The sequence below is a fragment of the Mesorhizobium sp. L-2-11 genome, from assembly GCF_016756595.1.
In the GTDB taxonomy this organism is placed as follows: domain Bacteria; phylum Pseudomonadota; class Alphaproteobacteria; order Rhizobiales; family Rhizobiaceae; genus Mesorhizobium.
Map to the genome: position 1 here is coordinate 4141903 of NZ_AP023257.1, position 23248 is coordinate 4165150.

Annotated in this window: 18 protein-coding genes; 5 read left to right on the plus strand and 13 right to left on the minus strand. The window is 58.9% G+C overall.

Going from position 1 to position 23248, the window contains the following annotated elements:
* The first annotated feature begins 55 nt into the window (after positions 1 to 55).
* Complete coding sequence (gene tnpC, locus JG739_RS19880; protein WP_183445373.1) at positions 56 to 1696, plus strand: IS66 family transposase; 1641 nt, start codon at positions 56 to 58, stop codon at positions 1694 to 1696.
* Positions 1697 to 1700: 4 nt separating this feature from the next.
* On the opposite strand, the gene JG739_RS19885 is transcribed toward tnpC, so the two are convergent.
* Complete coding sequence (locus JG739_RS19885; RefSeq protein ID WP_202363038.1) at positions 1701 to 2231, minus strand: hypothetical protein; 531 nt, start codon at positions 2229 to 2231, stop codon at positions 1701 to 1703.
* A gap of 524 nt (positions 2232 to 2755) precedes the next feature.
* Between JG739_RS19885 and JG739_RS19890 the strand changes: the two genes are divergently transcribed.
* Positions 2756 to 3268 (plus strand): PTS sugar transporter subunit IIA, encoded by a 513-nt coding sequence (locus tag JG739_RS19890; RefSeq protein WP_202363039.1) that lies wholly within the window; start codon positions 2756 to 2758, stop codon positions 3266 to 3268.
* Positions 3269 to 3448: 180 nt separating this feature from the next.
* Positions 3449 to 4804 (plus strand): IS5 family transposase, encoded by a 1356-nt coding sequence (locus JG739_RS19895; RefSeq protein WP_199202942.1) that lies wholly within the window; start codon positions 3449 to 3451, stop codon positions 4802 to 4804.
* Positions 4805 to 5412: 608 nt separating this feature from the next.
* Here JG739_RS19895 and JG739_RS19900 read toward each other — a convergent pair.
* From JG739_RS19900 to JG739_RS19915, 4 genes are all read right to left on the minus strand, one after another.
* Complete coding sequence (locus tag JG739_RS19900) at positions 5413 to 6213, minus strand: endonuclease/exonuclease/phosphatase family protein (RefSeq protein WP_202367536.1); 801 nt, start codon at positions 6211 to 6213, stop codon at positions 5413 to 5415.
* A 153-nt stretch (positions 6214 to 6366) separates the two neighbouring features.
* Complete coding sequence (locus JG739_RS19905; protein ID WP_202363040.1) at positions 6367 to 7827, minus strand: phospholipase D-like domain-containing protein; 1461 nt, start codon at positions 7825 to 7827, stop codon at positions 6367 to 6369.
* 141 nt (positions 7828 to 7968) lie between these two features.
* Complete coding sequence (locus JG739_RS19910) at positions 7969 to 8187, minus strand: DUF3072 domain-containing protein (protein WP_202363041.1); 219 nt, start codon at positions 8185 to 8187, stop codon at positions 7969 to 7971.
* Positions 8188 to 8446: 259 nt separating this feature from the next.
* Positions 8447 to 9058, minus strand: coding sequence for an ATP-dependent DNA ligase (locus JG739_RS19915; RefSeq protein ID WP_244749962.1), 612 nt, complete (start codon positions 9056 to 9058; stop codon positions 8447 to 8449).
* Between the two features lie 1206 nt (positions 9059 to 10264).
* Between JG739_RS19915 and JG739_RS19920 the strand changes: the two genes are divergently transcribed.
* A complete protein-coding gene (locus JG739_RS19920; RefSeq protein ID WP_202363042.1) occupies positions 10265 to 11587 on the plus strand; it encodes an NAD(P)/FAD-dependent oxidoreductase in 1323 nt (440 codons plus the stop codon).
* Between the two features lie 326 nt (positions 11588 to 11913).
* On the opposite strand, the gene JG739_RS19925 is transcribed toward JG739_RS19920, so the two are convergent.
* The 8 genes from JG739_RS19925 to JG739_RS19960 all read right to left on the minus strand — a co-directional run bounded on the left by JG739_RS19925 (position 11914) and on the right by JG739_RS19960 (position 21811).
* On the minus strand, positions 11914 to 13113 hold the full coding sequence (locus tag JG739_RS19925) for an IS256 family transposase (RefSeq protein ID WP_202362577.1): 1200 nt from the start codon (positions 13111 to 13113) through the stop codon (positions 11914 to 11916).
* A gap of 343 nt (positions 13114 to 13456) precedes the next feature.
* Positions 13457 to 13795, minus strand: a complete 339-nt coding sequence (locus tag JG739_RS19930; RefSeq protein ID WP_202363043.1) for a slr1659 superfamily regulator — start codon at positions 13793 to 13795, stop codon at positions 13457 to 13459.
* An 18-nt stretch (positions 13796 to 13813) separates the two neighbouring features.
* The gene (locus JG739_RS19935) at positions 13814 to 14374 is read right to left on the minus strand and encodes a slr1658 superfamily regulator (protein ID WP_202363044.1); all 561 of its coding nucleotides are present in this window, start codon (positions 14372 to 14374) and stop codon (positions 13814 to 13816) included.
* Between the two features lie 2 nt (positions 14375 to 14376).
* Positions 14377 to 16761 carry a SpoIIE family protein phosphatase gene (locus tag JG739_RS19940; RefSeq protein WP_202363045.1) on the minus strand — a complete coding sequence of 795 codons (2385 nt, stop codon included), beginning with the start codon at positions 16759 to 16761 and terminating at the stop codon, positions 14377 to 14379.
* Positions 16758 to 17936, minus strand: coding sequence for a class I SAM-dependent methyltransferase (locus tag JG739_RS19945; RefSeq protein ID WP_202363046.1), 1179 nt, complete (start codon positions 17934 to 17936; stop codon positions 16758 to 16760). Before JG739_RS19945 ends, JG739_RS19940 begins: the two co-directional genes overlap by 4 nt.
* On the minus strand, positions 17933 to 18454 hold the full coding sequence (locus JG739_RS19950; protein WP_202363047.1) for a ubiquinone biosynthesis methyltransferase UbiE: 522 nt from the start codon (positions 18452 to 18454) through the stop codon (positions 17933 to 17935). The genes JG739_RS19945 and JG739_RS19950 overlap by 4 nt, the downstream gene beginning before the upstream one ends.
* 176 nt (positions 18455 to 18630) lie before the next feature.
* The gene (locus tag JG739_RS19955; RefSeq protein WP_446720505.1) at positions 18631 to 20373 is read right to left on the minus strand and encodes a putative bifunctional diguanylate cyclase/phosphodiesterase; all 1743 of its coding nucleotides are present in this window, start codon (positions 20371 to 20373) and stop codon (positions 18631 to 18633) included.
* A 295-nt stretch (positions 20374 to 20668) separates the two neighbouring features.
* Positions 20669 to 21811 (minus strand): helix-turn-helix domain-containing protein, encoded by a 1143-nt coding sequence (locus tag JG739_RS19960; protein WP_202363048.1) that lies wholly within the window; start codon positions 21809 to 21811, stop codon positions 20669 to 20671.
* A gap of 229 nt (positions 21812 to 22040) precedes the next feature.
* Here JG739_RS19960 and JG739_RS19965 point away from each other — a divergent pair, with 229 nt between their 5' ends.
* On the plus strand, positions 22041 to 22343 hold the full coding sequence (locus tag JG739_RS19965; protein ID WP_202363049.1) for a hypothetical protein: 303 nt from the start codon (positions 22041 to 22043) through the stop codon (positions 22341 to 22343).
* Positions 22344 to 23248 lie beyond the last annotated feature (905 nt).

Below are 23248 nucleotides of genomic sequence, written 5' to 3' on the forward strand. Positions count from 1 at the left end.
ATCATGCGGCTGGAACGGTTGGGAAAGCGGCTGTTTTTGTGCTCTGTTGCTTGCCATGGTTCTACCGGGTCTTGCCCTTCCCGACGACGTTGATGCGCTGAAGGCGATGATCCTTTCCATGGCTCGCGAGCAGGCTGCAAGCGAGGCCCGGATCGCAGTCGCCGACGCTCGGATCGCAGCATCTGAGGCGGAGGTCGCCCGGCTGAAAGCTGTCGAGAAAAGCGCCAGCGAGCGGATCGCCAATCTCACGTCAATCCTGAAAGTTTTACAGCGCACGCAACATGGCACGCGTTCCGAGCGGCTACGCCTGGCCATCGACGACGAGCAGGCCTCCTTTGCCTTCGAAGAGGTCGAGACCGGCCTTTCGGAAATCCGGAGCGAACTCGACCGCGCGGTCGGGAACAAGCCGAAGCGCGCCCCGCGTCCGCGCAAGGGCTTTGCTGCCCACCTCGAACGCATCGAGGAGGTCGTCGAGCCGGAAATCCCGGCCGACTGCGAGGGGCTTGAAAAGGTTCTGATCGGCGAGGATCGATCCGAGCGGCTGGACGTCGTGCCGCCGAAGTTCCAGGTCATCGTCACGCGCCGTCCCAAATACGCCTTCCGGGGCCGTGACGGCGTGGTCCAGGCTCTGGCGCCGGCGCACATCATCGAAAGCGGGCTGCCGACGGAGCGGCTGCTCGCCTATATCGCCGTCTCCAAATACGCCGACGGCCTCCCGCTTTATCGGCAGGAGGCGATCTATCTGCGCGACGGCGTCGAGATCAGCCGGTCGTTGATGGCGCAGTGGATGGGGCATCTGGGCTTCGAGCTGCAGATGCTTGCTGATTACATACTGGAGCGCATCAAGGAGGGCGAAAGGGTCTTCGCCGACGAGACGACCTTGCCCACCCTTGCCCCTGGTTCCGGGAAAACCACGAAAGCCTGGTTGTGGGCCTACGCACGGGATGACCGACCCTATGGCGGAACCAGTCCGCCAATGGTTGCCTATCGTTTTGAAGACAGCAGAGGTGCGGATTGCGTGGCGCGCCACCTCGCCGGATTCAGCGGTATCCTGCAAGTGGATGGCTACTCGGCCTATACCAACCTGGTCAAGGCACGGGCCAAAGCCGGCAGCAATGAAACAATCCGGCTCGCCGGGTGCTGGGCTCACCTGCGGCGCAAATTCTACGACCTGCACATCAGCGGGGTCTCGCAGGCCGCGACGGATTCGATCATCGCCATGACCGAATTGTGGAAGGTCGAGGACGAGGTCCGCGGCAAGGATGCCGGAAGCCGCGCCGCGCTACGTCAGGAAAAGTCCGTGGCCATTGTCGCGAGCCTCTTCGATCTATGGGAAGCGGAACTGGGCAAGGTCTCCGGAAAATCCAAGACCGCCGAGGCGATCCGCTACGCGCTCACCCGGCGGGAGGCGCTGGAACGCTTTCTGATGGACGGTCGCATCGAAATCGACTCCAATATCGTCGAGCGTGCAATCAGGCCCCAGACGATCACGCGAAAGAATAGTCTATTCGCCGGCAGCCACGGCGGTGGACGAACCTGGGCGACGGTAGCCACCTTGCTGCAAACCTGCAAAATGAACAGCGTCGATCCGCTCGACTGGCTCTCGCAGACCTTGACCCGCATCGCTCAAGGCTGGCCGGCATCCGAAATCGAAATGCTCATGCCTTGGAACTTTAGGCCTGACGTTATCGGCTGACCGCTTACTCCCCGCCACTTGGCATCGCATCTCGTGCGTTCATTACGAGATTAAGCACTGCAGAGTCGAACAGCGCCGGGTCGATCAAGCAGTTCGGGATATCGGAACCAAGCTCCAGCTTGACGCGGACATCGGGGCCTGCGCCATATCTCAGGAAAGGCTCAAAAGACCTGAGGAAGTCATTCAAATTGCCAGCGTGGATATCGAGTTCCTGATGTTTTGCGAAGGCCAGTACCAGTGACGTTAGTTCGATACCTCGATCGATTCCCTGCTGCGCTGCCGCAATGTAGGTCCTCACGCTTTCGGGCTCCTCGGCTCTTTTTTCGGCAAGCCTCAGGCCGGATCCGATGACTCCTAGGAGGTTTCTGAAATCATGGGCAATACCCCCAGTCATCTCGCCTAAGGCGGCAAGCCGATGTGTGGCACGCTCACGTTGTTGGGCTGCCGCCCAAGCACCGAGAGGCATATCTACCTGAGAGCGCTCGTCGCGCTTCGCTCGTGTTTTATTATCGTATGGAAACGCACTGCCGCTCATAATGGTAGCCCCTATCGATCATTGACGACAAACAGGAAACTTGCGCGCAAAGCGAACTGCCCCCTGTCATGGGCAACTGCGAGGACGAGTTTTTTCATCACGACACCTCCTGGTTGAAATGAAAATCGCGACGGCTGAAAATTTGGAGGCCCGTCTAAACATTCGATTTTCTGACACGGCCCGCTCAGCCAGCAAGCAGGAGACTATTCTGTTCGTCAAACGAAAATAACTGGCATTTAAATGCATTATTTCTGCTAGTCAGGTGCGTACCTGTTTTGCTTGATTTCGAAAAATCTTTCACTACCTCTTAATTGCTATGAATATTTTCAGCCTCGATTTCCGGCGGGAGCCTAAACGCGTCAAAACGGGCCATTAGCCCGGACGCGAGAAGAGCCCTGGCTTCGCGTCCGGGACAACCAGCCTCATCTCCACACCTCAGTCCACTGAGAACTCTGTCCTGCTTAACCAGTGCGGCTGAACGCTCATTTGCGATCGCGTTTGGATCGACACGGAGGTTGACCCTGATGATCTCCCCCATCCTTTCAGAAGAAGACGTTTCGCTCGACCTTGTGACAAAGGGAAAGCAATCAGCCTTGTCAAAAATCGCGGTCAGGATCGCGCGGAGAACTGGGCTTGACGAGCAGATGGTTCTGCGTGGTCTTTTCGACCGCGAGCGTCTCGGCTCAACGGGCATCGGTCATGGCGTCGCGATCCCCCACGCTCTACTTGGCACAATCTCTTCGCCTGTCGCGTCGTTGACACGCTTGGCCCAGCCTATCAATTTCGAGGGCCCCGACGACGACCCCGTCGACCTCATTTACACTGTACTCTGGCCGCGCTCTTCCACTTCCGCCTTCCTCCCTGCCCTCTCCCAAATATGCCGACTGTTTCGGGCATCTCAGGTTCGGGAGCGAATCCGACAGGCGCGGTCATCCGATGAGGCGTTGGCGATTCTCGAAACTGAGCCGCTTCCGAAATTTCCATCAATTTGCATACTTCCCGCGTCGGGCCTGGTGTTCTGGTGTCCAGGCACTTGAGCAATGCCTAGATCGTCGTCCGTGAAAAACTCGGAATGCTTTGATTCCGTTTAACAATTTCCCCTGATTTCGGTTTTCAGATTGCCGAATTTCGTGGCTTTGGGCTGCGGTTTCCGGCAAATTGGATGCGCTTGTTCTGCGTGATTCGAGACGATGACGAAGCAGCGAGGGAAGCGAGCGATGCGACCGAAGGAACGGCGCGAGAGCGGCCAGACGGACCTGTTGCGATCCCGGCTCGACCACATTCTCAATATGGATCATGCGCTGGTGAAGCTGGCCAAGACGATCGACTGGCGTTTCCTCGAAGAACGGCTGGGCGAGGTCTATGACGACGATCCTGGCCGGCCGCCTTTGCCGACCCGGCTGATGGCGGGATTGGCCATCCTCAAGTCGATGCACAACCTGTCCGACGAAAGCCTGTGCGAACGCTGGCTGGAGAACCCCTACTACCAGCTGTTCTGCGGCGAGGAGTTCTTCCAGCACCGCTTGCCCTTCGACCGCACGTCATTGACGCGCTGGCGCCTGCGCATGGGCGAAGAACGGCTCACGGCTCTGCTCCAGGAGAGCCTTGCGGCGGCGACCAGGTTGGGGGCGGCCAAGCCGTCGGACTTCCGCGCGGTAATCGTCGACACTACCGTGCAGGAAAAGGCCATCACCTTCCCGACCGACGCCAAGCTGATGCATCGCGCCCGCGAGCGGCTGGTCAAGCTGGCCAGGAAGCATGGCATTGCCCTGCGCCAGTCCTATGCGCGGGTCGGCAAGATCGCGCTGATCAAGCATCAGCGCTATGCCCATGCCAAGCAATTCAAGCGGGCCAACCGGCAACTCAAGCGCCTGCGCACCATGCTGGGAGCGGTGATCCGCGACATCGTCCGCAAGCTCGCCATGCGGCCAGAGCTGATGCAGGTCTTTGCCCTGCCGCTGTCGCTGGCCCGGCGCGTCAGGGACCAGCGCCAGCGCGAGCGGGGCAAGAAGGTGTATTCCCTGCACGCTCCGGAGATCGAGTGCATTGGCAAGGGCAAGGCCCACAAGCCCTACGAGTTCGGCGTCAAGGTCTCCGTCGCCACCCCGCTGCAGCGCAGCCGCGGCGGCCAGTTCGTCGCCCATGTCAAGGCGCTGCCCGGCAATCCGTATGACGGCCACACGCTGGCGACCATCATCCCGGCGATCGAGGACACCATCGGCGTCAGCCTCGGCAAGATCGTCACCGATGCCGGCTACCGCGGCCACAACGCGCCGAAGGACAAGATGTTCAAGGTCCATGTCGCCGGCTACAAGCGCGGCCTCACCCAGGCCGTCAAACGGGCGCTGCGACGCCGGGCCGCCGTAGAACCCGTCATCGGCCATCTCAAGAACGACCACCGCATGGGCCGCAACTTCCTGGCCTTCTCCGAGGGCGATGCCAACAACGCTGTCCTTGCAGCCGTCGGCTATAACTTCAGCCTCCTGCTCAACTGGCTGAGGCTTTTGTGTGCCTTCTTCCTGGTACTGCTCACGTCCGCTGCAGTGCCACCAATCCGGCCGCGATCAGCCTGACGCCATATCAGCTCTGATATGGCGGGTGGGAATGCTCCCGCTTCGCCTCCGATCCCGAAATCAACCTTCTTCACAGACGACTAGATCCCATTTGCCAGCGTGCGCGAACCCGTGCGAGTTGAAGAAGGTTGGATTCCAGGTCCTCTCCCTCCGCCAGACGGCATTGTGCGCGTTCGCAGTGAAAAAGCTGCTATCCGATCAAAGACCCAATGCCTTCCGGAAAGTAAATTCTTCTACGAAATGCAACCGGCCCCCACTTTCGCGAAGTTTTCGAGCTTCGATGATCTTAGTCCCTTGATGGCTATGCAGCCAATCACGCGAAGCGACGGCGGCAACGATCAGTTAATCGGTGTTACGAGAGATGGTCCTCGAAACCAGCCCTCCCCGCTCCACGATCCACCCATTACCGACACGTACTTCGTTCGCATGTTTCGATTGCATTTGCTTTAACTCACGTATTCACCAGGCAGGTGAGCACGCCACCCGAACGCTCGCTGGTCAGGCCCAGCGGTCTCCCCCGCAACCAAAGCCGCTGGGCCGGCGCTCCGCTAGTCTAGACTAGAGGTTCCGTTTGAACCGATCTCCATCCATGGGGCTGGGCAGCTACATCATAGGCGAACGAATCCTATAAGCGGCAGATGATCGGAGGCGACCCGCGAAAGCGGCGTGTCATGGGCTTCGACGGTTGAGATCATTCCGTGTCGATTTGCCATGATCCGGTCGAGTGACAGCAGCGGCAGACGCGATGGAAAGGTGGGGACCGCCGGCGGCGCGGGACCGAAAGTCGTGTGCAGCGTATTCAGTGCGGAACGGTTTCCGAGTCGCCATTCGTTCAAATCGCCGAGCAGCAGTGTTGGTTTTTCGTCCGGTCGGTTCATGATTTCGAGCACGACACGGGCCTGTTCGGAGCGCGATCGGCGCAGCAAGCCGAGATGGGCTGCGATAACGCGCAGAGTTCGTTTCTCGTCGAGATCGATTTCGGCAACCAGGGCTCCGCGCGGCTCCAGCCCCGGGAGCTTTATCTGATGGACATTGCGAACGATGCCCCGTTTGAAAAGCAGAACGTTGCCGTGCCAGCCGTGCCCTTTGCCGTTTCCGGACACCGGCACCGGCACCAGGCCCGTTTCCAATTCGAGACGCATGAGATCCAGAAGGCCGGCACGATCTCCAAAGCGATTGTCCGCTTCCTGCAACGCAATGACATCCGGGGCGATTTCCCGGATGACGCGGCCGATTCGTTCGGGATCGAACTTTCTGTCGACGCCCACGCATTTGTGAACGTTGTAAGATGCGACCAGAGTCCCCGCGGGGCGTGTTCCTTCGGACGGCGCAGCCTTCGCCTTCTGCTTTTTTCTGTCGCGAATGGATTTGAGCACATTTGCAGGAAAGCTATGTCCAGTTCTTTGCATCAGTCTGCTGCTCGTCCTCACTACCTTCAAGACTTAGCTTTGTCTCACTCAAATAGGATCTGCAATCACTGCTTCCCTGCCCTGACGAAAACCGACGCTTAAAAGGAGCGATGGCTGCGTCACCCGAATTCCCCCGGCAGGCCGAGAAAGCCTCTAAAGGTAAGGCGATCCCAGCCACAACACTCGGTCGACCAGTCGGACGATAAATGGCCGGGCTCTCAAGGTTTCGATCGTTACAGCCGCGGCGGAGGCGATTGCCGATCCGATCCGCGCTTCAATCTCCGCGGCAAAGCCTGCATCAAGAACCTCTATATCAATCTCAAAATTCAACCGCAGGGACCGGGCATCAAGATTGGAGGATCCTATATAAGCCCAAAGTCCATCGACCGACAGCAGCTTCGAATGATCGAACGAGCCCTGCGTGCGCCATACGCGGCAATAGTGCTTCAGGACCTGATCGAATTGCGCCGTCATCGCCCGGTCGACAAGGAAGAGATTGTTCACCGCCGGTACCACGATGTCGATCTCGACGCCTCGCCTGGCCGCGGTCGTCAGCGCGCTGATCAGTTCCCGATCCGGCAGGAAATAGGGCGACATGACGCGGATCGATTTGCGGGCGACGGAAAATGCCCCGATCAGCAAGTTGTGGTTCGTTTCGATGCTGGCATCCGGCCCGGATGCAACCGCCCGCGCCAACATCGGTTGACCGGGAGCCGCGGCAGGCGTGGCCACTTGCCAGGCGTCGCCTTTCAGAAGCTCGCCGCTCACGAAGCGCCAATCTTCGGCGGCAACCGAAAAAAGGTCGGCTACGACCGGCCCGGTGACCTGAAAGTGCGTGTCCCTCGCGCTGGAGGGGCCGGCGAATTCGGCTGAGAATCCCTTTCGGATGTTCATCCCTCCGGTGAACGCAATCGTGCCATCGACGACCAGGATCTTCCGGTGCGTTCTGAGGTTGGCGTAGGGAAGACGCAGGCCCATGACAATGTTGCCGTTGAAGAGGTCTGCTGTGATTCCTGCCTCTCGCAGACGCCCAAGAATGCTGGGGACGGAGTAACGCGCCCCGACGGCATCGATCAGCACGCGAACGCTGACACCCCGCTGGACGGCCCCGGCGAGAGAGTCCACGAAAAGCCGCCCGACATCGTCATTGTCGAAGATGTAGGTCTCGAGAAGGATACTGCGTTGAGCGCCGTCAATCGCTCGGCACATTGCGGCATAGGCCTCGGCACCTGTCTCCAGTATCGCAATCGCGTTTCCCGAGGTCAGGGCACGCCGGGCCACCCTGTCGCCCAATGTCTTCAGGCCGCTGAAGCGTTGGCCGTACCGTTCGGCGATCAATTCCTCGGCGACAATGTTGCGCTCATGTTTTGCGGAAGCCGCCTCGCTGGAAAGGGGCCGCATGGCGCTGATCGTTGCACGACGGATGCGGTTTATGCCGGCAACGGCGTAGATGATGGTGCCAAGGAATGGCGACAGGAACATCACGCCGACCCAACCTGTGGCGGCGCGGACGTCTTCCTTCGTCATTATGGCGTGGACGATGCCGATGGCTGCTATCACCACCGAAATGATCGCGAGGATCTGGGGCCAATGCGTCATCAAGGTCTGCAACATCGCAGGACTATCCAGCGAGCGGTTGCAGAACGCAATGCAGCTCATTCCCGGCGTGAGACCACGGAAACAAACTGGACAGAGCCGCTGCCTGGTTCGATGGAACGGCCCTGGTCGCTGGAGACCAGGAGCCACGAGCGGGCACTACAGGCCTAACTTTCCCCGGAGTGCATCAATGCGTTTAGAGGCTTCCGCCTTGCTGAGGCCGTCAGCATAGGCGTCAGGGTCGTCGGCCTGTTCGGCCAAAGTTTTCAAATAGGAGGCTTGTGCGGGGGTCATGGGGTCATCTCCGCTGATCCAATCTTCCGGGTCCTTTTCGACATTTGCCGGTGCCTCGGTTTTTGGGTTGTGCCGGTCGCCCATGATCAATCTCCCTTGCTGATCACCACAATGAGAATGATCATGATTTGTTCCGCCGGGATTGGTATGCGTGTCGCGTTCGCCCGCGCAGGCCGGTTACGCGCAAGCGGAGCGAATCTCTTCTTGGCATCTCATAGCGTGGATACCTATGGTCTTGCACGATCCTCAAATCGGTGAGGACGCCCCGTGAGCAGCCATCAGCGCCATTGGAGCCGGACCTGGCTCATAAACGACCCCCTGCTCGGGAGTCGGCTTCTTCGAATTATTTGGCCTTCAGCCATGTGTTCGACAGTCCGCTCCTGTAGCGGCTGTCGGCTCGCTTCGAGACAATTCCATTGAGCCCGATCTTCTCGACGGTGCGGAAGAGCGCCAGCGCACTGCCCTCGAAATGCTCACTGTATCGGATCTTGCCGAGGCCAGGCTCGACCAGTTGCCATAGCGCCTGCTTGCGCTGCAGCAGCGGCAAGGAGCCTAGAGCGCGGCCGTCGAGATGGAGGATATCGAAAGCGACGAACACCAGCCGGCTCGGCTCGTTCCAGATCGCGGCTTCCAGCGCAGGGCAATCGGCAGCGCCCTGCTCGCCGGGAACAATGACCTCGCCGTCGAGAATGGCAGTCCGGCATGGCACATCGACGGCTAGTGCGATGGGCCAGTATTTCGTGGTCCAGTCACGGCCGTTCTTGCTGTAAAGACGCACGCCGCCATTATCGACGATGATCTGGGTTCGATAGCCGTCGAGATTGGCCTCGTGGACCCAGCCCTCATCTTCAGGCGGCCGCTCGACCCGAGTTGGGATCTGCGGCGGAAGAAACTCCAGCCGGCCGCCATTGACCCGGCCGCCATTGACCTTGGCACGCTTACTCAATGACGCCACCTTTGACCGCGCAGCGGCGGCTGTCGACACAGGCAGCACGACATCCCCCAACGTGATGCCTGCCACCTGTGCCGAGCCCCCGCCAAGCCGCCAAGCCCCCGCCAAGCCATGCAAGCATCTACGCACGAGGCCGATCTGTCGTTAGCTTTGCATCCTAATACTTATCCTGGCGTACATATCTTGCTCGGCGCGGCGCTCTTGCATCGTTTCCGACCGGCTTATTGCTGTCCGCCGCCAGCCTACGCAGCCCTTGGCTAGCGAGATATCCGGCTAGAGCGGTTGGTCATTTCACGAAAACCGTTGCGGACCAGTTCCTCAGCTCAGGGGATTTGGTTCTTTGACTGTCGGTCGCTGCCAACCGGCCTGCAGCCGCCGATCCAACGTCACAGACCACCACACCTTCGTCATCCCAGGGTCTGCGGCGCGTCGCTTCGCTCCTTGCTTGCCCTAGGATGACGAAGCGAGGGAATGCATTCGCTGGGAACGGCGAGACAGTGGCCAGGCGGACCTGTTGCGGTCCCGGCTTGCGCATTTCGCTGATTGTGAGCAGCCATTTCACGCGATGGTGAGCGCTCATTTCATTTGATCGTGAGCATGTGTTTCACGCGATCATGGCTCGTTTGAAGACGGGAGCTAACGGGCAACACAACATCTACTGATCCGCGCTCGCAGCGCATCCGGGAAAGTCGCTAGGGGCGGCCATGTAACGAGGTCGGGCTCTCAGCCCACGGTCTAAGGACGGCCTGCCCGCACGTTCGTGCTCCCGGTGCCCCACGTCCCGGAAGGGCTCACCATAAGGCCGTTCCAGGGAAGAACGGCGGGACCTCCAGGCACCGCAGATCACATACCGGATAATGGACAGGTCGAGAGGATGAACCGCACGATCAAGGACACCACGGTCAAACGCTTCTGCTATGAGGGCCACGATCAGTTCAGGTAACACCTCGCCGATTTCGTTGCCGCTTACAACTTCGCTCGCAGGCTCAAGACCCTCAAGCGCGATCCAACGGAGTCGCGAGCAGGTGCCGCCCTGCGTCAAACTGGCACTCGATCGGGCTTGAGCAGCTCGTATCGATCAAGCGATCAAAACCCGCATATCTGGCGAAATCCTGGATGATTTCGGCACATTCTTTCGAACGCACGATGCGATGAAGGGCTGATCGGAACTTTGCTTCCGCATTCTTGGCAGCCGAGGTTGGTTGGAACATGTCGCCCCGAGTCGAACGCATTCACAGCGATGAGCGGATCCCGGCCGAGGTCGACGTCGTCATCGTCGGCGGCGGCATCCTCGGCTCTACGGCCGCCTATTTCCTGGCGAAGCGTGGCCTCTCTGTGGCTCTGCTCGAGAAGGGCCACGTCGCCTGTGAACAATCGAGCCGAAACTGGGGTTGGTGCCGCCAGCAGAACCGCGATCGGCGCGAACTGCCGCTCTCGGTGATCTCCATGCGACTGTGGGACGAGCTGACGCGCGATATCAATCGGGACCTTGGATTTCGACGCTGCGGTCTCGTCTATGCGACGCATGACGAGGCTGTGCTCGCCGGCTGGGAAAGGTGGCGCGAGGTCGCCAGGGAGTACGAGGTCGACACCCGCGTGCTGAGCCGGGCGGAGGTGGCCGAGCGCATCCCCGAAGCGCGCGACAAGTGGGTCGGCGGGACCTATTCGGACCGGGACGGTAAGGCCGAACCTGCGCTCGCCGCGCCGGCTATCGCCGATGGGGCCAGAGCTCTGGGCGCCACGATCCACCAGGAATGCGCCGCGCGAGCGCTCGATTTGGCCAATGGCAAGATTGCGGGCGTGCACACGGAGAAGGGCTACATCAGAACCAGCGCGGTGCTGTGCGCCGCTGGCGCCTGGTCCTCGCGCTTCCTTAGGCCGCTCGGGATCAGTTTCCCCCAAGCGAGCATCCGGCAGACCGCGCTGCGTTCCACCCCGACAATCAACATAGGCGAGGCGCTCTCCACGCCCTACTGCACGATCACGCGCCGACTGGACGGCAGCTATACGCTTGCGATCAGCGGCAAGGCGAACCTCGAAATCACGCCGCAGGCCATCCGGTACAGCCGGGAATTCATGCCGCAGTTCTTGCGTCGCTTGAAGAACGTCAGGCTCGGCATCGGCCAATCGTTCCTTTCGGGGCCGGATTCAATGCCGGCGCTGCTGACCAGCAACGATCGGATCTTCGAACAGAATCGCGTGCTGGATCCTCCACCCTTGAAATGGCTGGTAAGCCAAGTGGTGGAGAGTGTCCGGAAGACCTTCCCCCAACTTGGCGATATAGAGATCGATAGCGCCTGGGGCGGCTTCGTCGATTGCACGCCGGACGCAGTGCCTGTGGTGTCGCAGGTGGACGGGGTGAAAGGCCTCGTCCTCGCGGCGGGCTGCTCGGGCCACGGCTTCGGTTTGGGCCCGGGGCTTGGCTATCTGGCCGCAGAGCTGGTCGTAAACGACACGCCTTGCGTCGATCCTAAACCGTTCCGCCTGTCGCGTCTGGTCGACGGCTCGAAGCTGGACATCGCCGCTATCTGAAGATCAGCCGGAAGTCAGGCCTGACGCGCACCAAGCGAAGTCAAGGTATTACCAGACGGGTGAGCGGAATCCCCCGCGTTCCCTCGCAGTCAAGTCTCCGGGTGCATGGGCGCAACGTGGTAGGAGTTGTACAGAATCCGCTCAGTCGAACTTTCCGGTCGGCAGCATCCCCCAGCCTGGGAGGAAAGGTTGGCGCTACGGTCGGGCGCTGTGCCTTGAGTTGTGTGCGTCAAGTTCTGCAAAAATGGCGTGGCATTCAGCGGTGACGTTGGCGTGTCCGCCGCGCAGCCCCCGTGTTTAGCGGAGCGGCGGACATGGCGGCCGCGTCAGGCGGCCAGTGCCCTCAGGTTCTCCTTCTTGTGCTCGCGCAGATGATCCATGTTGAGGTAGCGGGTCGCCTCGAGCCAGTTCTCGTGGATCTCCACCGCCAATGCCCGAACCAGCCGCAAACAGCTCTGCGGGTTGGGGAAGATGCGAACGACCAGGGTGCGCCGCTTGATCTCCTGGTTCAGCCGCTCCAGCATGTTCGTCGACTTCATGTGCTTGTGATGCGGCAGCGGCAGCCGATAGAAGCTCAGCGTCTCCTCGATGTTGTTCTCCACCCAATCCACCAGCTTCGGGTATTTGGCCTGCCATTTGGCGATCCACTGCGCCAGGTCGCGCTTGACCTCGGCGAGGTCGCGCCGGTCATAGAACCATCTGAGCTCCATCAGGCAGTCGTCATCGACCTTGCGCGGCACATAATCGAGCGCGTTTCTGAGGAAGTGCACGTAACAGCGCTGCCAGACTGCCTCGGGCAGGACTTCGCGGATCGCTGCCCTGAGCCCCGGATGGTCGTCGGAGACGACAAACTCGACGCCGGCGAGCCCGCGCTGCTTGAGCCCTGCCACGAACGCGCGCCAGCTCGAATGGCTTTCACGGTTGGCCAGCTCGACACCGAGCACCTGGCGCCGGCCTTCCCAGTCGACGCCGATCGCCACCAAGACGGCCTGGCTGGCGATCACGCCGGCCTCGCGCGCCCGCTCGTAGCGCGCGTCCAGAATGAGGTACGGGTAAGGTTCGGCAAGCCGCTGCTCAAAGAACGCCTTCAGCGCCTCATCCAGCCGCGCCGTCGCCTGGCTTACCGTCGAGGCCGAGAAGGAATGGCCGCACAGATCCTCGGTGATCGCCTTCACCTTGCGCGTCGACACGCCTTGCACGTACATCTCGACCAGCGCCGATACCAGTGCCTTCTCCGAGCGCTGGTAACGCTCAAACAACTCCGTCGAGAACCGGCCGGCCCGATCTTGCGGAACCCGAAGTTCCAGCACGCCAACCCGCGTCACAAGCTTGCGTTCGTAATAGCCGGACCGGTAACCAACCCGCTCCGTCGTCCGCTCGCCTTTCTCGGCCCCGATCGCCTCCGTCATCTCGGCTTCCAAAGCCTCCTGCACCACAGTCTGCAAAACTCTGCGGAAGCCGTCCTCATCCGACAACAGCAACGCTTTCAACTCGCCTCTGCTCAGTCTAACCTCTCGCTTGGTCATGGCACTTACCCTTCCACGGGAATCGGTGATCGCAACGTCACCAGCGTGCCATGGCCGCCCCTCGCCTCAGAGTAAGGGCTGTTCTCTCTCCAGAGCTTTTTGCAGAACCTTCAGAACACTATCTTGCCTTGTTCCTGGCAATGCTCACAACCGCCCTAACGCCACCACTCCGGCCGCGATCAGCCTGAATTCTGCCCCTCAGTTGGGACAAAGCGATCCAACCCAGATCATTTTCACGGTTGGCGCGAAATCGCTTTCTTCACGGACGACGATTCACCACTGGCTCCACGTTCGCTGCCGATGGCCGATCTGTCAAAATCACTGTGCAGAGGAACTACCTTGGTCAGTCCAACAAAAGCACCACTGCGGGATGCAGCTTCTTTAGATTCGGCAATGATTTCGACTGCCAGGGTATGTCGGGCGTTCCACGCACGACGAGTTGAACATCGGGATGCTTGCGCACCTCGATGGTAAATTTCGCCAGCAGGTTGATGCCGGAAGAGTTCAGAAAGTGAAGGTCCTTCAGATTGAGCGTAATGGAAGCGGGATTCGAGGCAAGAACACTGGCCGCCAACGCCGTGATAGGCGCACCGGCGTCGGAACTGGCAAGCCGCATTGCACCGTCGAAAAAAATTTCGCTTCCTTCAGTCCACACGCGGTAGTCGTCTGTCTTGATTTCCATAGCCTGGCTTCGTTTCATTTAGTTGTGAATTTGCGAGATCGGAATGGACGCATATGTCTCCACGCAAATCCGATCGCTTTCGTCGGCGGCGCTGAATATCCAAGCCAGGCGTGCGCCGTAATCGCTCATCAACGTCAGCAATCCGAGTCCGGAGCCTGTCACCTCGGGGTTCGCGGCATTCAGCTCAATTCGCTGTATCAGCAGGTCCTCTGGGTCGCCAGCCGTGATGTCCGCCAGGAGGTCTTGGAACCCAGACGCAATTTTACCCTCAACGTCATTCGACACCTTGATCTTGAAGCACTCCGAATCCATCGACGCCTCGATCAGAATCTCGCCCGGTGCACGAAACTTGACGGCATTTTCGATGAGCTCGTTGACCAGATATCCGATGCTGTGCCGCACTTCCATGTAATCATTGCGGGACGACCGGAAGCGTAACGCGAAAACATCGGCGATGAAGTCCGAGGTCGTGGCACAATGACGCCAACTCAAATCGAGAGGTCCGTCGAACAGCCGTACGCGACTGACGCTCTCCTTGATCCCGATTGCAATGTCAGGCGTACCGAACAGCGTTGTCATGCCTATGTGTGCCTTATGATCACGAGGGTGATGTCATCGTGGATCTTCTGGATCCCGATATGGGCCATCAGATCGTCGATGATCCCAGTCTTGATGTCTTCGGCGCTGCTGCCGTGACGTCTTTGTACGCTCTGGCTGAGGCGCTCGAACCCGAACAACTTTCTTTCGTGGTTTTCCGCCTCGGTCACACCGTCGGTGTGCAGCACGATCACGTCGCCGCTTTCGAACAGGATGTCACGCGTGGCAATGAACTTCGAGATGTCATTCTCCAGGCCAACCGGCAGACCCAGATCAATCGTATCGATACGTTCGACTTCCCCATCTGCACGCACGACAAGAACGTCCTCATGCTGGCCGGACAGCGTTACCCGCTCATCTTCGAAGTCAAGAAAGGCCAAAGAGAGATGCTTGTCGGTGTTCGTCCGCTCAATGTTCTTGTAGATCGCTCTGTTCAGCCGATCCAGAAACTGGTGCGGATTCGCTTCGTCGCTCTCCTGCAGCGCGCGTGCAACGGATTGGACCATCAGCATCAGCACGCCGCTCTCAAGACCATGACCGGTCACGTCGCCGATGCCGATCTTGACCCGCGACCCGTTCTGCAGGACGTCATAGTAGTCGCCGCCAACCTCGTCAGCCGGGCGCATGTAGGCTGCGATCTCCAGCCCAGGAATCGCTTCGAGTTCGAATTGTTTCGGCAGGACCATCGTCTGAATCTGCCTGGCAACCGCAAGCTCGGCACCGAGGCGTACGTTCTCGTCTCGCAGCTTTTCGTTGAGCGCCGAAATCTCCTGGTTGGCGTCCCCGAGCTCTCTGGTTCGTTCGTCGACGAGCTGCTCGAGGTTTTCCGTGTGGAAGCTGATCTGCTCAGCCATCCGGTTGAAAGCGACCCCCACCGCTCCAACCTCGTCGCGCGTCGGAATGCTTACCCGGACGGAATAGTCTTTCGCCTGCAACCGCTTGGCGGCCCCGGCAAGCGCACTGAGGCCTGCAGTGATCCGCTTTGAAACTCCGAAGACAGCCGCAAAGACGATCAGGAGCGAAACGATAACTGCGATGACCTGGGTGATCAGGATCCGGTTGGTTGCGCTGGAAATGCTCTGCTGCGCTGCAAGGAGGGAAGCATAAATTTCCCGTTCGGGGACGACGAAGCCAAGCATCAGAGTTTCGGCCGTGATGGAGCCCGTACTATTCCAGAGATTGACTGGGCTTAGTCGGCGAAGTGCGACGATGTACGGTTGGGCTTTGCCGTTTTCCTCAATCGAAATGTGCTTAATGACTGTCTTGTCGTCAGCGGGAAGTTCGAGCGCTGCGACGGTCGCGTGCGTACTCTTTTTGAGCGAGCGATCGAGGCCGGTAACGCCTTGACCTGCCGCGCCACTTGCGATCTTGAGCCCGAGCATTTTCTCGCCTTCGGGCTTGATCGCGAGCACATTGCCGTTCGACATGGTGAGAAAACCGAAGCCCGTATCGGCGACCTTCACGCTTTCGACGATGTCAGCGAGTTGATCGAGCGTAACGTCGGCAGCGACCATGCCGGCGACATTACTGCGGTCTTTTGTCCAGAGTGGGTGGAAGAAGCTCACTATGAGCTTGCCGGTAATCGCGTCGATATAAGGAGCAGTCGCAGTGATGTCATCGCCTTTTACGGGGCGCGAATCGGGCTTCCTGATCCAGCCTTCCCAGCCCTCATAGACGCCAGGAAAGAAGAAATCCCAGAAATTTGCTTTGTCGTGGCCTGGATAAAGCTTGTCGAAGGTCTGTGCCTGATCGGAATAAGGAACCGTGCGCATGATCGGTCCTGCCTTCGGCCCTACGTAGTAGACCTGCAGCTTCTTGGCGCCAGTTGACATCTGGCTTGTGCCAAAAATATCGAAGATCGCACTCTCCTGAATGTCGCGGAGAATTTCGGGCTTCGGTTGGTGATCAGCGGAGAGGAGATATCCCCAGACACTCATGACCGAAGGCGATCCTTGCCGGGTCTGCAACCAGTTTCCCGTGGCGTCATATGCAAGCGGCGCATTAAAATAGGGGTTCTTCGCCAACGCCTTGCCGATCGCATCTTTTGCTTCCGGATAATCAATTAGTTGCTGCATGGACGCTGCAAGTGCGGTCACCTCGGAGTGCATGCGGCCGAACAGGAGATCGGCGCGCAGCGCCGTCGTCTCGATATAGTTCTGGAGGTATTCCTGGCTTGCCTTGGTGAGGCCGCTCTCGATCTGGTGCGTCGCGTCCCGGGAAAGCCGGTTCACATTCCACAGCGCGACGCCGCCGCCGACGAGGAGGTCGAACAGCACCGCCCCACCCACAACGATCAAGAATTTGGCGCGGAAGCTGTTAAGCCGGAGGATAGGCCACGCTCTGGGCGGTGTTGCATCCAAATCGGTCATAGCGGCTTGCGTCCCGATGCAACCCAGATCGGCCAGCCGGCATAGCCCTTGGAGTGGAGCGCAGCGAAGATGTGGTCCTGGAAGCCCTGTCGGAACCGCCTGATAAACGCCGGTGTGTCACCTCGCTTGGTAGCCATCTCGCCTGCATAAACATTCTCCCATGCCGCTATGACGTCCGCGAAGTCCTGTGGATCGCCGTCGTGGTTGGTGACCATGAAGGACTCGACCCGAATGTCTTCGAGCCCCGCTTCGATCAGGTAGCGTTTGCTCTTCGGGCCGAGCTCAATATCCATCTGGAAGTGCGCCCACAGCTTGGCGACCTCGTTATAGGTCCACTGGATGCTGTCGGCGCGTGGTTCGCCCAGGCAGTGCGAATTTTTTTCATTGGTGATGTAGACACGTCCGCCCGGCTTGCAGATGCGAAACAGTTCCCTGAGGATCAGTTCGGGCTTGTTGAACACCTGCAGCGAATGGCGGCACGTGACGAGGTCGAACTGATTTTCCTCGAGCAGCATTTCTGATGCATCGCCATAAGTGTACTCGATGCCCTTGATATCGAACTCCGCCGCCACGTTTCGCGCATAGGCGAGGCTCGACCTCGAGTGGTCGAGGGCGACGATCCGCGATGGCTGGAACTCCTTCTGCACGAGCACGGCGAAATCACCTATGCCGCAGCAGATGTCGGCCATCACGATCCCGGGCCTCATGCCGTGCCGCGGCAAGATTGCGCGCTCGTGGCGCCAGGTCATCTTTGTTTGTGTGCGCAGGATCGGCACGAAGCCGCCTTCCTCGAGGAAGCCCTGCCCCGGATAGAATTCGCTGTCATACTCCTCGACCGTGATGTTCGGTTCGATTCCGCTCAGGCGACCGAATTTTCGCGAGGTCCATCCGACGACGCTTGACGTGATGATGACGAATTTGAGGTCGGGTCGAGCGCGACAGGCGTCAATGATAGTCCTCGAAAAGCTGTGAAACGCAGCATTGTTCATCTGCGTCAGGCGCCTGACATTGACGTAGAGAACGCCGCGCACACGGCCGATCGCATCACGAAGCAATGCTATGCTGGGCCCAAGCTCATCGATTGCCTGAGGCCGGACCACTCCCGATATGGAGAACTCCTGGCTGTTGGCGTCGTATTGCGCCCTGAAGTGCGGGAGAAGGTCGTAGGGACTCAATTTTGCAAGCCCTCGAGCGGAAGATCGACGACAAGCTTGATTGCATCGCCGTCGGCTTCCTCGATCCGGAGCGTCGCGTTGTAGTCGACAGCCAGTTCCAGGAGTACGACCTCGCGGCTGGGCGCGAGATCCCCAGACACCGAATTGAGGTACCGCTCTCTGGCTTCTGTTCCTGCGACGTGCGCCACGGCTTCTTCGTAGAATTGGCGCTCCTCCGGCACGCAAGGAAGTGTCAACTCGATCCTGTCCGTCGCGCCATGGCGTGACACCCTGCATGCCAGTTCGCCGTCGGCATGGCGCGTACGAAAGGCGACTTCCAGCAATTCGTTGAAGGCAGAGGAAAAGAGATTTGAATGATGGACCGAGTCTGACCTGTTTTGACTGATCATCCGGGCCATGTATGTCGAGATATAATCGCAATGTTTCCAAGCGGAGACAAAAGCTTTGATTTCCATGTCGATCTGAATCATCGGCTCAAAAGTCGGCTCGCCAGCCGGCTCATGATGAACAGTTTCCATCGGTATCCTCACTTGTTCCATCAGTATTGAGCCCCCCGCGGGGTGATGGCCTCCGCAACGAAAAATTTCATCGCGCCCGTGACGAGTCAGTCTCGCACCGACTCGAAGAATTGCGCGGTATCTGCCTCGATCGTTCTACAAATCTCCACTTTATCGTTAACAAAGGGTGCAAGGCGCTAGTGCGCCCGATTTGATTCCTCCATCGCCCGTACCACCCTCAGCGGGGACCGCCCGATAAAATCGCCGATCGCCTCGGCTCCAAGCGGCTTTCCCAGGAAGTTGCCTTGCAGGCAATCGCAATTCTCCTTGATCAGCCACCGTGCCTGTGCCGACGTCTCGACCCCCTCGGCAGTGACATTTATCCCCAGGCCGTGCGCCAGAGTCATGATCGATCGCACGATCGTTTGGCTTTTGAGATCGGTCTCCAGGTCCGCAATAAAGTACCGATCTATCTTCAAAGTATCGAAGGGAAAGTTTTTAAGGTAGCTTAGCGATGAATAGTATGTCCCAAAATCGTCGAGCGAAATTCGGATTCCCAAAACGTTCAGAGTGTTCAACGTGTCGATATTGTCGATCGTCTTTTCAAGCAGGACCGTCTCGGTTATTTCAAGTTCAAGTCTGTCGGCTTCGATTCCAACTGCGTCGATGATCTGAGCGACTGTGTCCGTCAGCGAACCGCTAAGGAACTGAGCCGGCGACAGGTTCACTGCGACTGTCAGCGAGGAAGGCCACGTCAATGCCTGGCGACAGGCTTCCTCGAGCACCCATCGCCCAATCTCGTCCATCAGGCCGTCGGCTTCGGCGATCGGTATGAACACGTTGGGTGGAATGGTTCCGAACTCGGGGTGCCGCCACCGCAGCAGCGCTTCGAAACCCATCACCGACGAGGGGGGGCGGATGAGCGGTTGATACTCCAGATAAAGCTCGCCCCGCTTCAGCGCGGTTCGAAGGCTGCGCCTCAGATTCTCGCGTTGCTCGAGCAAGAGCAGCATCGAACGGTTGAATGTTCGAGCGCAGCCGCGTCCATCTGTCTTGGCCGCATAAAGAGCAATGTCAGCGGCTTTCATCAACTGTTCGCCATCGGTCCCGTGCTCCGGCCCGAAAGCAATTCCGATACTCGAACCAACGAAGACGGGAATGCCGTTAATGACGAACGGGTTCTTGAACGCGTCGACTAGCGATCCGGCGAGGCGCTCAGCCTCTGCCGGCTGCTCCTTGCCCAATTGGATGACAGCGAACTCATCGCCGGCATACCGGTATGCGGATTCGCCGTCCTGCAGCGCGTCGCGAATACGACCCGCAGCGAGTTGAAGAAGAGTGTCGCCTGCTCCATGGCCGAGCGTGTCGTTGACCGCTTTGAAATCGTCAAGGTCGATTTGCAGAAGGGCGGCTTTCGGCTTTGATCCGCCGAGGGCTGCCATCGCTTGCTGCAGCCGCTCACCGAATCGCCGCCGATTCTGCAGTCCGGTCAGCATGTCGTGCGTCGCCTGATGGAGCAGAATTACATGCTCTTGCTCCTCCGCTACGCTCCGCCCATCGCGCTCCCTTGATTCAATGATTCCCACACCATTTGCTGTGGCGAAAACGAAAGCGGACCGCGGCGCTTCGCCCGATGATCGCGGCAAATCGATGCTTGCCGGTGAGCCGCCGTGGAACACACGAAGAAATTCGTCGCGATATTTCGCATCGAGGAAGCTCGGGTAGATCTCCCAAACGGCGGCACCCGGCACCACCGCGCCTCCGTATACGGCTTTGAGCTTGGTTGCGTAGTGCGTCAGACAGAAGTCGCGATCATAGAACGACAAAAGTTCGGTCGTGTTCGCCAAAAGGTCAGCGAGCAGCGCTTCGCCGGGACGTGGTGCATCGCTTGAGGAAGGCCCCTCACTCTCCGTGCCGACGGCTGATGCCTCCGGGTGCAATAGCCACCTCCATGGGCGGTGAGAATCCACGTCCCCCGGCCCAGAAATAGCATAACCGCCAAGCTTGGCAAACATACGACTCGCAGTCTCAACAAGTGTCTCATGCTGCGTAGTTGCAATGTATGCTCGGCTGTGATGGGCGCCGACATCGATGAACAGTCGGTTAATAAAATCCGGGATTGGCTATAATTGTTGGCGCGGTGGACGCGACACGAAGTATTCTGGTCCATGAGGCGGCTGATCTTCCCCGCCCTGTTTTAAGCCCGCCCCACTTCAACCATCCCCGATCTTGTACTCAGCTTCCGAGCGCTTTGAGCCAATCTTCAAAGGAAGAGGCCCCCTCGTGTCCGGCATGCGAAACAGAGTGGGCGGGGCGCGGCAACACCACGGAACTTCGGACTTCGCGGGGGCTGTAACCGAATTCCTTGCTAAATGCTCGGCTGAAATTAGCCGCTGAACTAAATCCGACGGCTTCGGCAATATCAACAATGCGCCGGCTGTCCGCCGGATCGCTAAGCGCAACATGGGCTGCCAGGAGTCGGCGACTTTGTATGTAGTGGAGAACACCACCGCTCGGTTCGAACAACTGATAAAGACGAGTGCGCGAGACGCCGAGCGCCCGGCACATTGAATCCGGTGTCAGATGAGCCGCATCCAGATTGTTGTGGACATATCGACGGGCTCGCTCCATCAGCGCGACACTCGCCAATTGTTCGGTGGCCGCGGCATGTTCTGCCGGCGGCGAGAGGCAGGCAATGATCATGCTGCGTGTTGCGTGCACGATGCGGGGCAGATCGTCAGCCGTGAGACTGCGCAGTCTTGCTTGGATGTTGTTGAGGTAGTCGAGCAAAAGGTCGGCAAAGTTGCCGGACAGAATTGAATTATTCTTTGCGTCCAGGGTTGCCGCCGCATCGGCGAACAAATCACGCGGCAAATAGAGAAGGAGACTTTGGGAATCCGTTGCCCTCCCGCGAAACGGGTAGCCAAGCGATCTAAGCTCCAGTTTGCCCGGCCGGTTTTCCGCTACGCGGCGATCGACCTCCGTCCACGACCGGCCAGTATATGGCAAAGCGATATACCAGTGATCGATCGAGCTGGATCGAAGCTTCGCAGTAGAACGCATATAACTATGTGCCGGTGCGCGCTGTTGAACGATCAGCATGCCGCCGAGGTTCCAAGCCGTGTGGTCGGCGGGAAAGCCATCGTCGAGCGATTTGTCATCCGGCAACTTGACCTCGACAAGCGGAGCCATATGCGCCTGCCAGGCGACGAATTGATCCTCTGGCGCCAGTTCGAGCGTCGAAAAGGGCAAAGGTTCGAGCGCCGGCGCAAGTGACGGGGCAGCCTCATCGTCAGGTTGAGCTTCGCGCGGCCAACGACGTCGATCGCGCTCAATCGCCTGCCTCGCAAGCGCCTTGTCCTGCCTCTTAGCGTCCATCGCGTGGTGCTTTATCCGATTCCGGTATGCCCATCTCCACCGCAATCATGTGGTGTATCACAGGCATCTGGCAAGGCCAGCGGAACGCGAGTCCACAGAGCGCCATCACGCTGGGTTACAGCAAGAAATGCATTCCGAGATAAGTTTCTGGATGCGACGATAACGACACTCTTCAACTTGGCGCGTATAGAGTCTGGCACGGTGAAAGCGTAGTTGAGGAGACAACGAAATGAACGCGAAGCTCAAAGCTGAAGCTCGTCGCAAGATAATTCTTGATGGATATTTTAATAACGAACCTTTGAAAGATATTTCAGCAAAGGTCGGATGCTCACTGGCAAGTTTGAAAGTCACCGCCAGTAAACTCGGTTGCACTCGAACTCCGAAAGAGGCGGCGGAATTTCGGCGAGGATTTCATGTCCCAGAACAAAAACTGCGAGATTACCGACAACTTATGATTGCTGGACAGTATAGAGCTCGCGAGTGCGCGCTGATTTTGGGACTATTGAAAGACCAATCATCAGTCAGCGAGTAAACCTATCCAATACACGCCTCAGCGGTTCATCGGCAAAAAAAGTCCGCCGCAAACATGGGCAACGGCCCTTAAAGGTTCGCACAGATGCTGCGTCGGCGTTCCAATCGCACCTGCCTCAGCCCTCATGATCTGGCTCTTTGCGAACGCGTGTTCGATCAGGTTTGCGCAGATGAACACATCGACTCTTCAAGCCGGGATGCCGAGGCCTTGGCGGTGGCGATTGTCGCAATCTTCCGAAACATTACGACCAAGGAGCGCGAACTGCTGGATGAAGTTAGGTCTCTTCGTCTTTCAAGCGCAGAGAAGGCGCACTAGCTTGGCGGCGTTCCGAGGCGAATTGTTCTAGTCCCGCGTTGGCGCAGCCGGATTGGCATCTGCATTGCCCATTGAGTCCCGACAGAGTGTAGCCACAGCGCTTGCGAAGGAGATGGAAATGGGTTTAGCCCAAGACTTGTCTGATGTTGCGCTCACATTCGCTTGTCCGGATTGCTCGCATCCGGCGGTAAGGAAGGGCTCTGCGCTGAAAACGATCGCCCACTTCAGATGCGACGGGTGCAACGCCAAGGTGCGGATCACTTATCCGCAGAAGCTGGCGATCTTCGAAAAGTACAGGCTATTAGCCGCCGAAGGGGCATTGCGATAAGACCATCCGGAAACGCGCGTTTGCCAATAGCGGTGACGCAGACCAGATGCAAAAGGTCGATGCCCCGGTGGGCCTCGCAAAAGAAATGGCCGACCGGCAACTGGCCGGGTTAGAAAGCCCGCCAGATAAAAACGATGGCTCTGTGCAAGACGGTGATGATGCAAAGACTGAGCGTCGTCGACCGCCTCCTCACATTTCCGCGATCACGGAATTACTCGAATCGCCAAATTTGATACTATCCAACGGCGGACCCCAATCCGCC

What these genes read in the sequence shown, in the direction of transcription:
- JG739_RS19965 (WP_202363049.1), top strand. Translation starts at nt 22,041, where the DNA reads ATGAACGCGAAGCTCAAAGCTGAAGCTCGTCGCAAGATAATTCTTGAT.
- JG739_RS19885 (WP_202363038.1), bottom strand. Translation starts at nt 2,231, where the DNA reads ATGAGCGGCAGTGCGTTTCCATACGATAATAAAACACGAGCGAAGCGC.
- JG739_RS19895 (WP_199202942.1), top strand. Translation starts at nt 3,449, where the DNA reads ATGCGACCGAAGGAACGGCGCGAGAGCGGCCAGACGGACCTGTTGCGA.
- JG739_RS19920 (WP_202363042.1), top strand. Translation starts at nt 10,265, where the DNA reads ATGTCGCCCCGAGTCGAACGCATTCACAGCGATGAGCGGATCCCGGCC.
- JG739_RS19925 (WP_202362577.1), bottom strand. Translation starts at nt 13,113, where the DNA reads ATGACCAAGCGAGAGGTTAGACTGAGCAGAGGCGAGTTGAAAGCGTTG.
- JG739_RS19905 (WP_202363040.1), bottom strand. Translation starts at nt 7,827, where the DNA reads ATGTTGCAGACCTTGATGACGCATTGGCCCCAGATCCTCGCGATCATT.
- JG739_RS19900 (WP_202367536.1), bottom strand. Translation starts at nt 6,213, where the DNA reads ATGCAAAGAACTGGACATAGCTTTCCTGCAAATGTGCTCAAATCCATT.
- tnpC (WP_183445373.1), top strand. Translation starts at nt 56, where the DNA reads ATGGTTCTACCGGGTCTTGCCCTTCCCGACGACGTTGATGCGCTGAAG.
- JG739_RS19890 (WP_202363039.1), top strand. Translation starts at nt 2,756, where the DNA reads ATGATCTCCCCCATCCTTTCAGAAGAAGACGTTTCGCTCGACCTTGTG.
- JG739_RS19940 (WP_202363045.1), bottom strand. Translation starts at nt 16,761, where the DNA reads ATGACCGATTTGGATGCAACACCGCCCAGAGCGTGGCCTATCCTCCGG.
- JG739_RS19935 (WP_202363044.1), bottom strand. Translation starts at nt 14,374, where the DNA reads ATGACAACGCTGTTCGGTACGCCTGACATTGCAATCGGGATCAAGGAG.
- JG739_RS19910 (WP_202363041.1), bottom strand. Translation starts at nt 8,187, where the DNA reads ATGGGCGACCGGCACAACCCAAAAACCGAGGCACCGGCAAATGTCGAA.
- JG739_RS19950 (WP_202363047.1), bottom strand. Translation starts at nt 18,454, where the DNA reads ATGGAAACTGTTCATCATGAGCCGGCTGGCGAGCCGACTTTTGAGCCG.
- JG739_RS19960 (WP_202363048.1), bottom strand. Translation starts at nt 21,811, where the DNA reads ATGGACGCTAAGAGGCAGGACAAGGCGCTTGCGAGGCAGGCGATTGAG.
- JG739_RS19930 (WP_202363043.1), bottom strand. Translation starts at nt 13,795, where the DNA reads ATGGAAATCAAGACAGACGACTACCGCGTGTGGACTGAAGGAAGCGAA.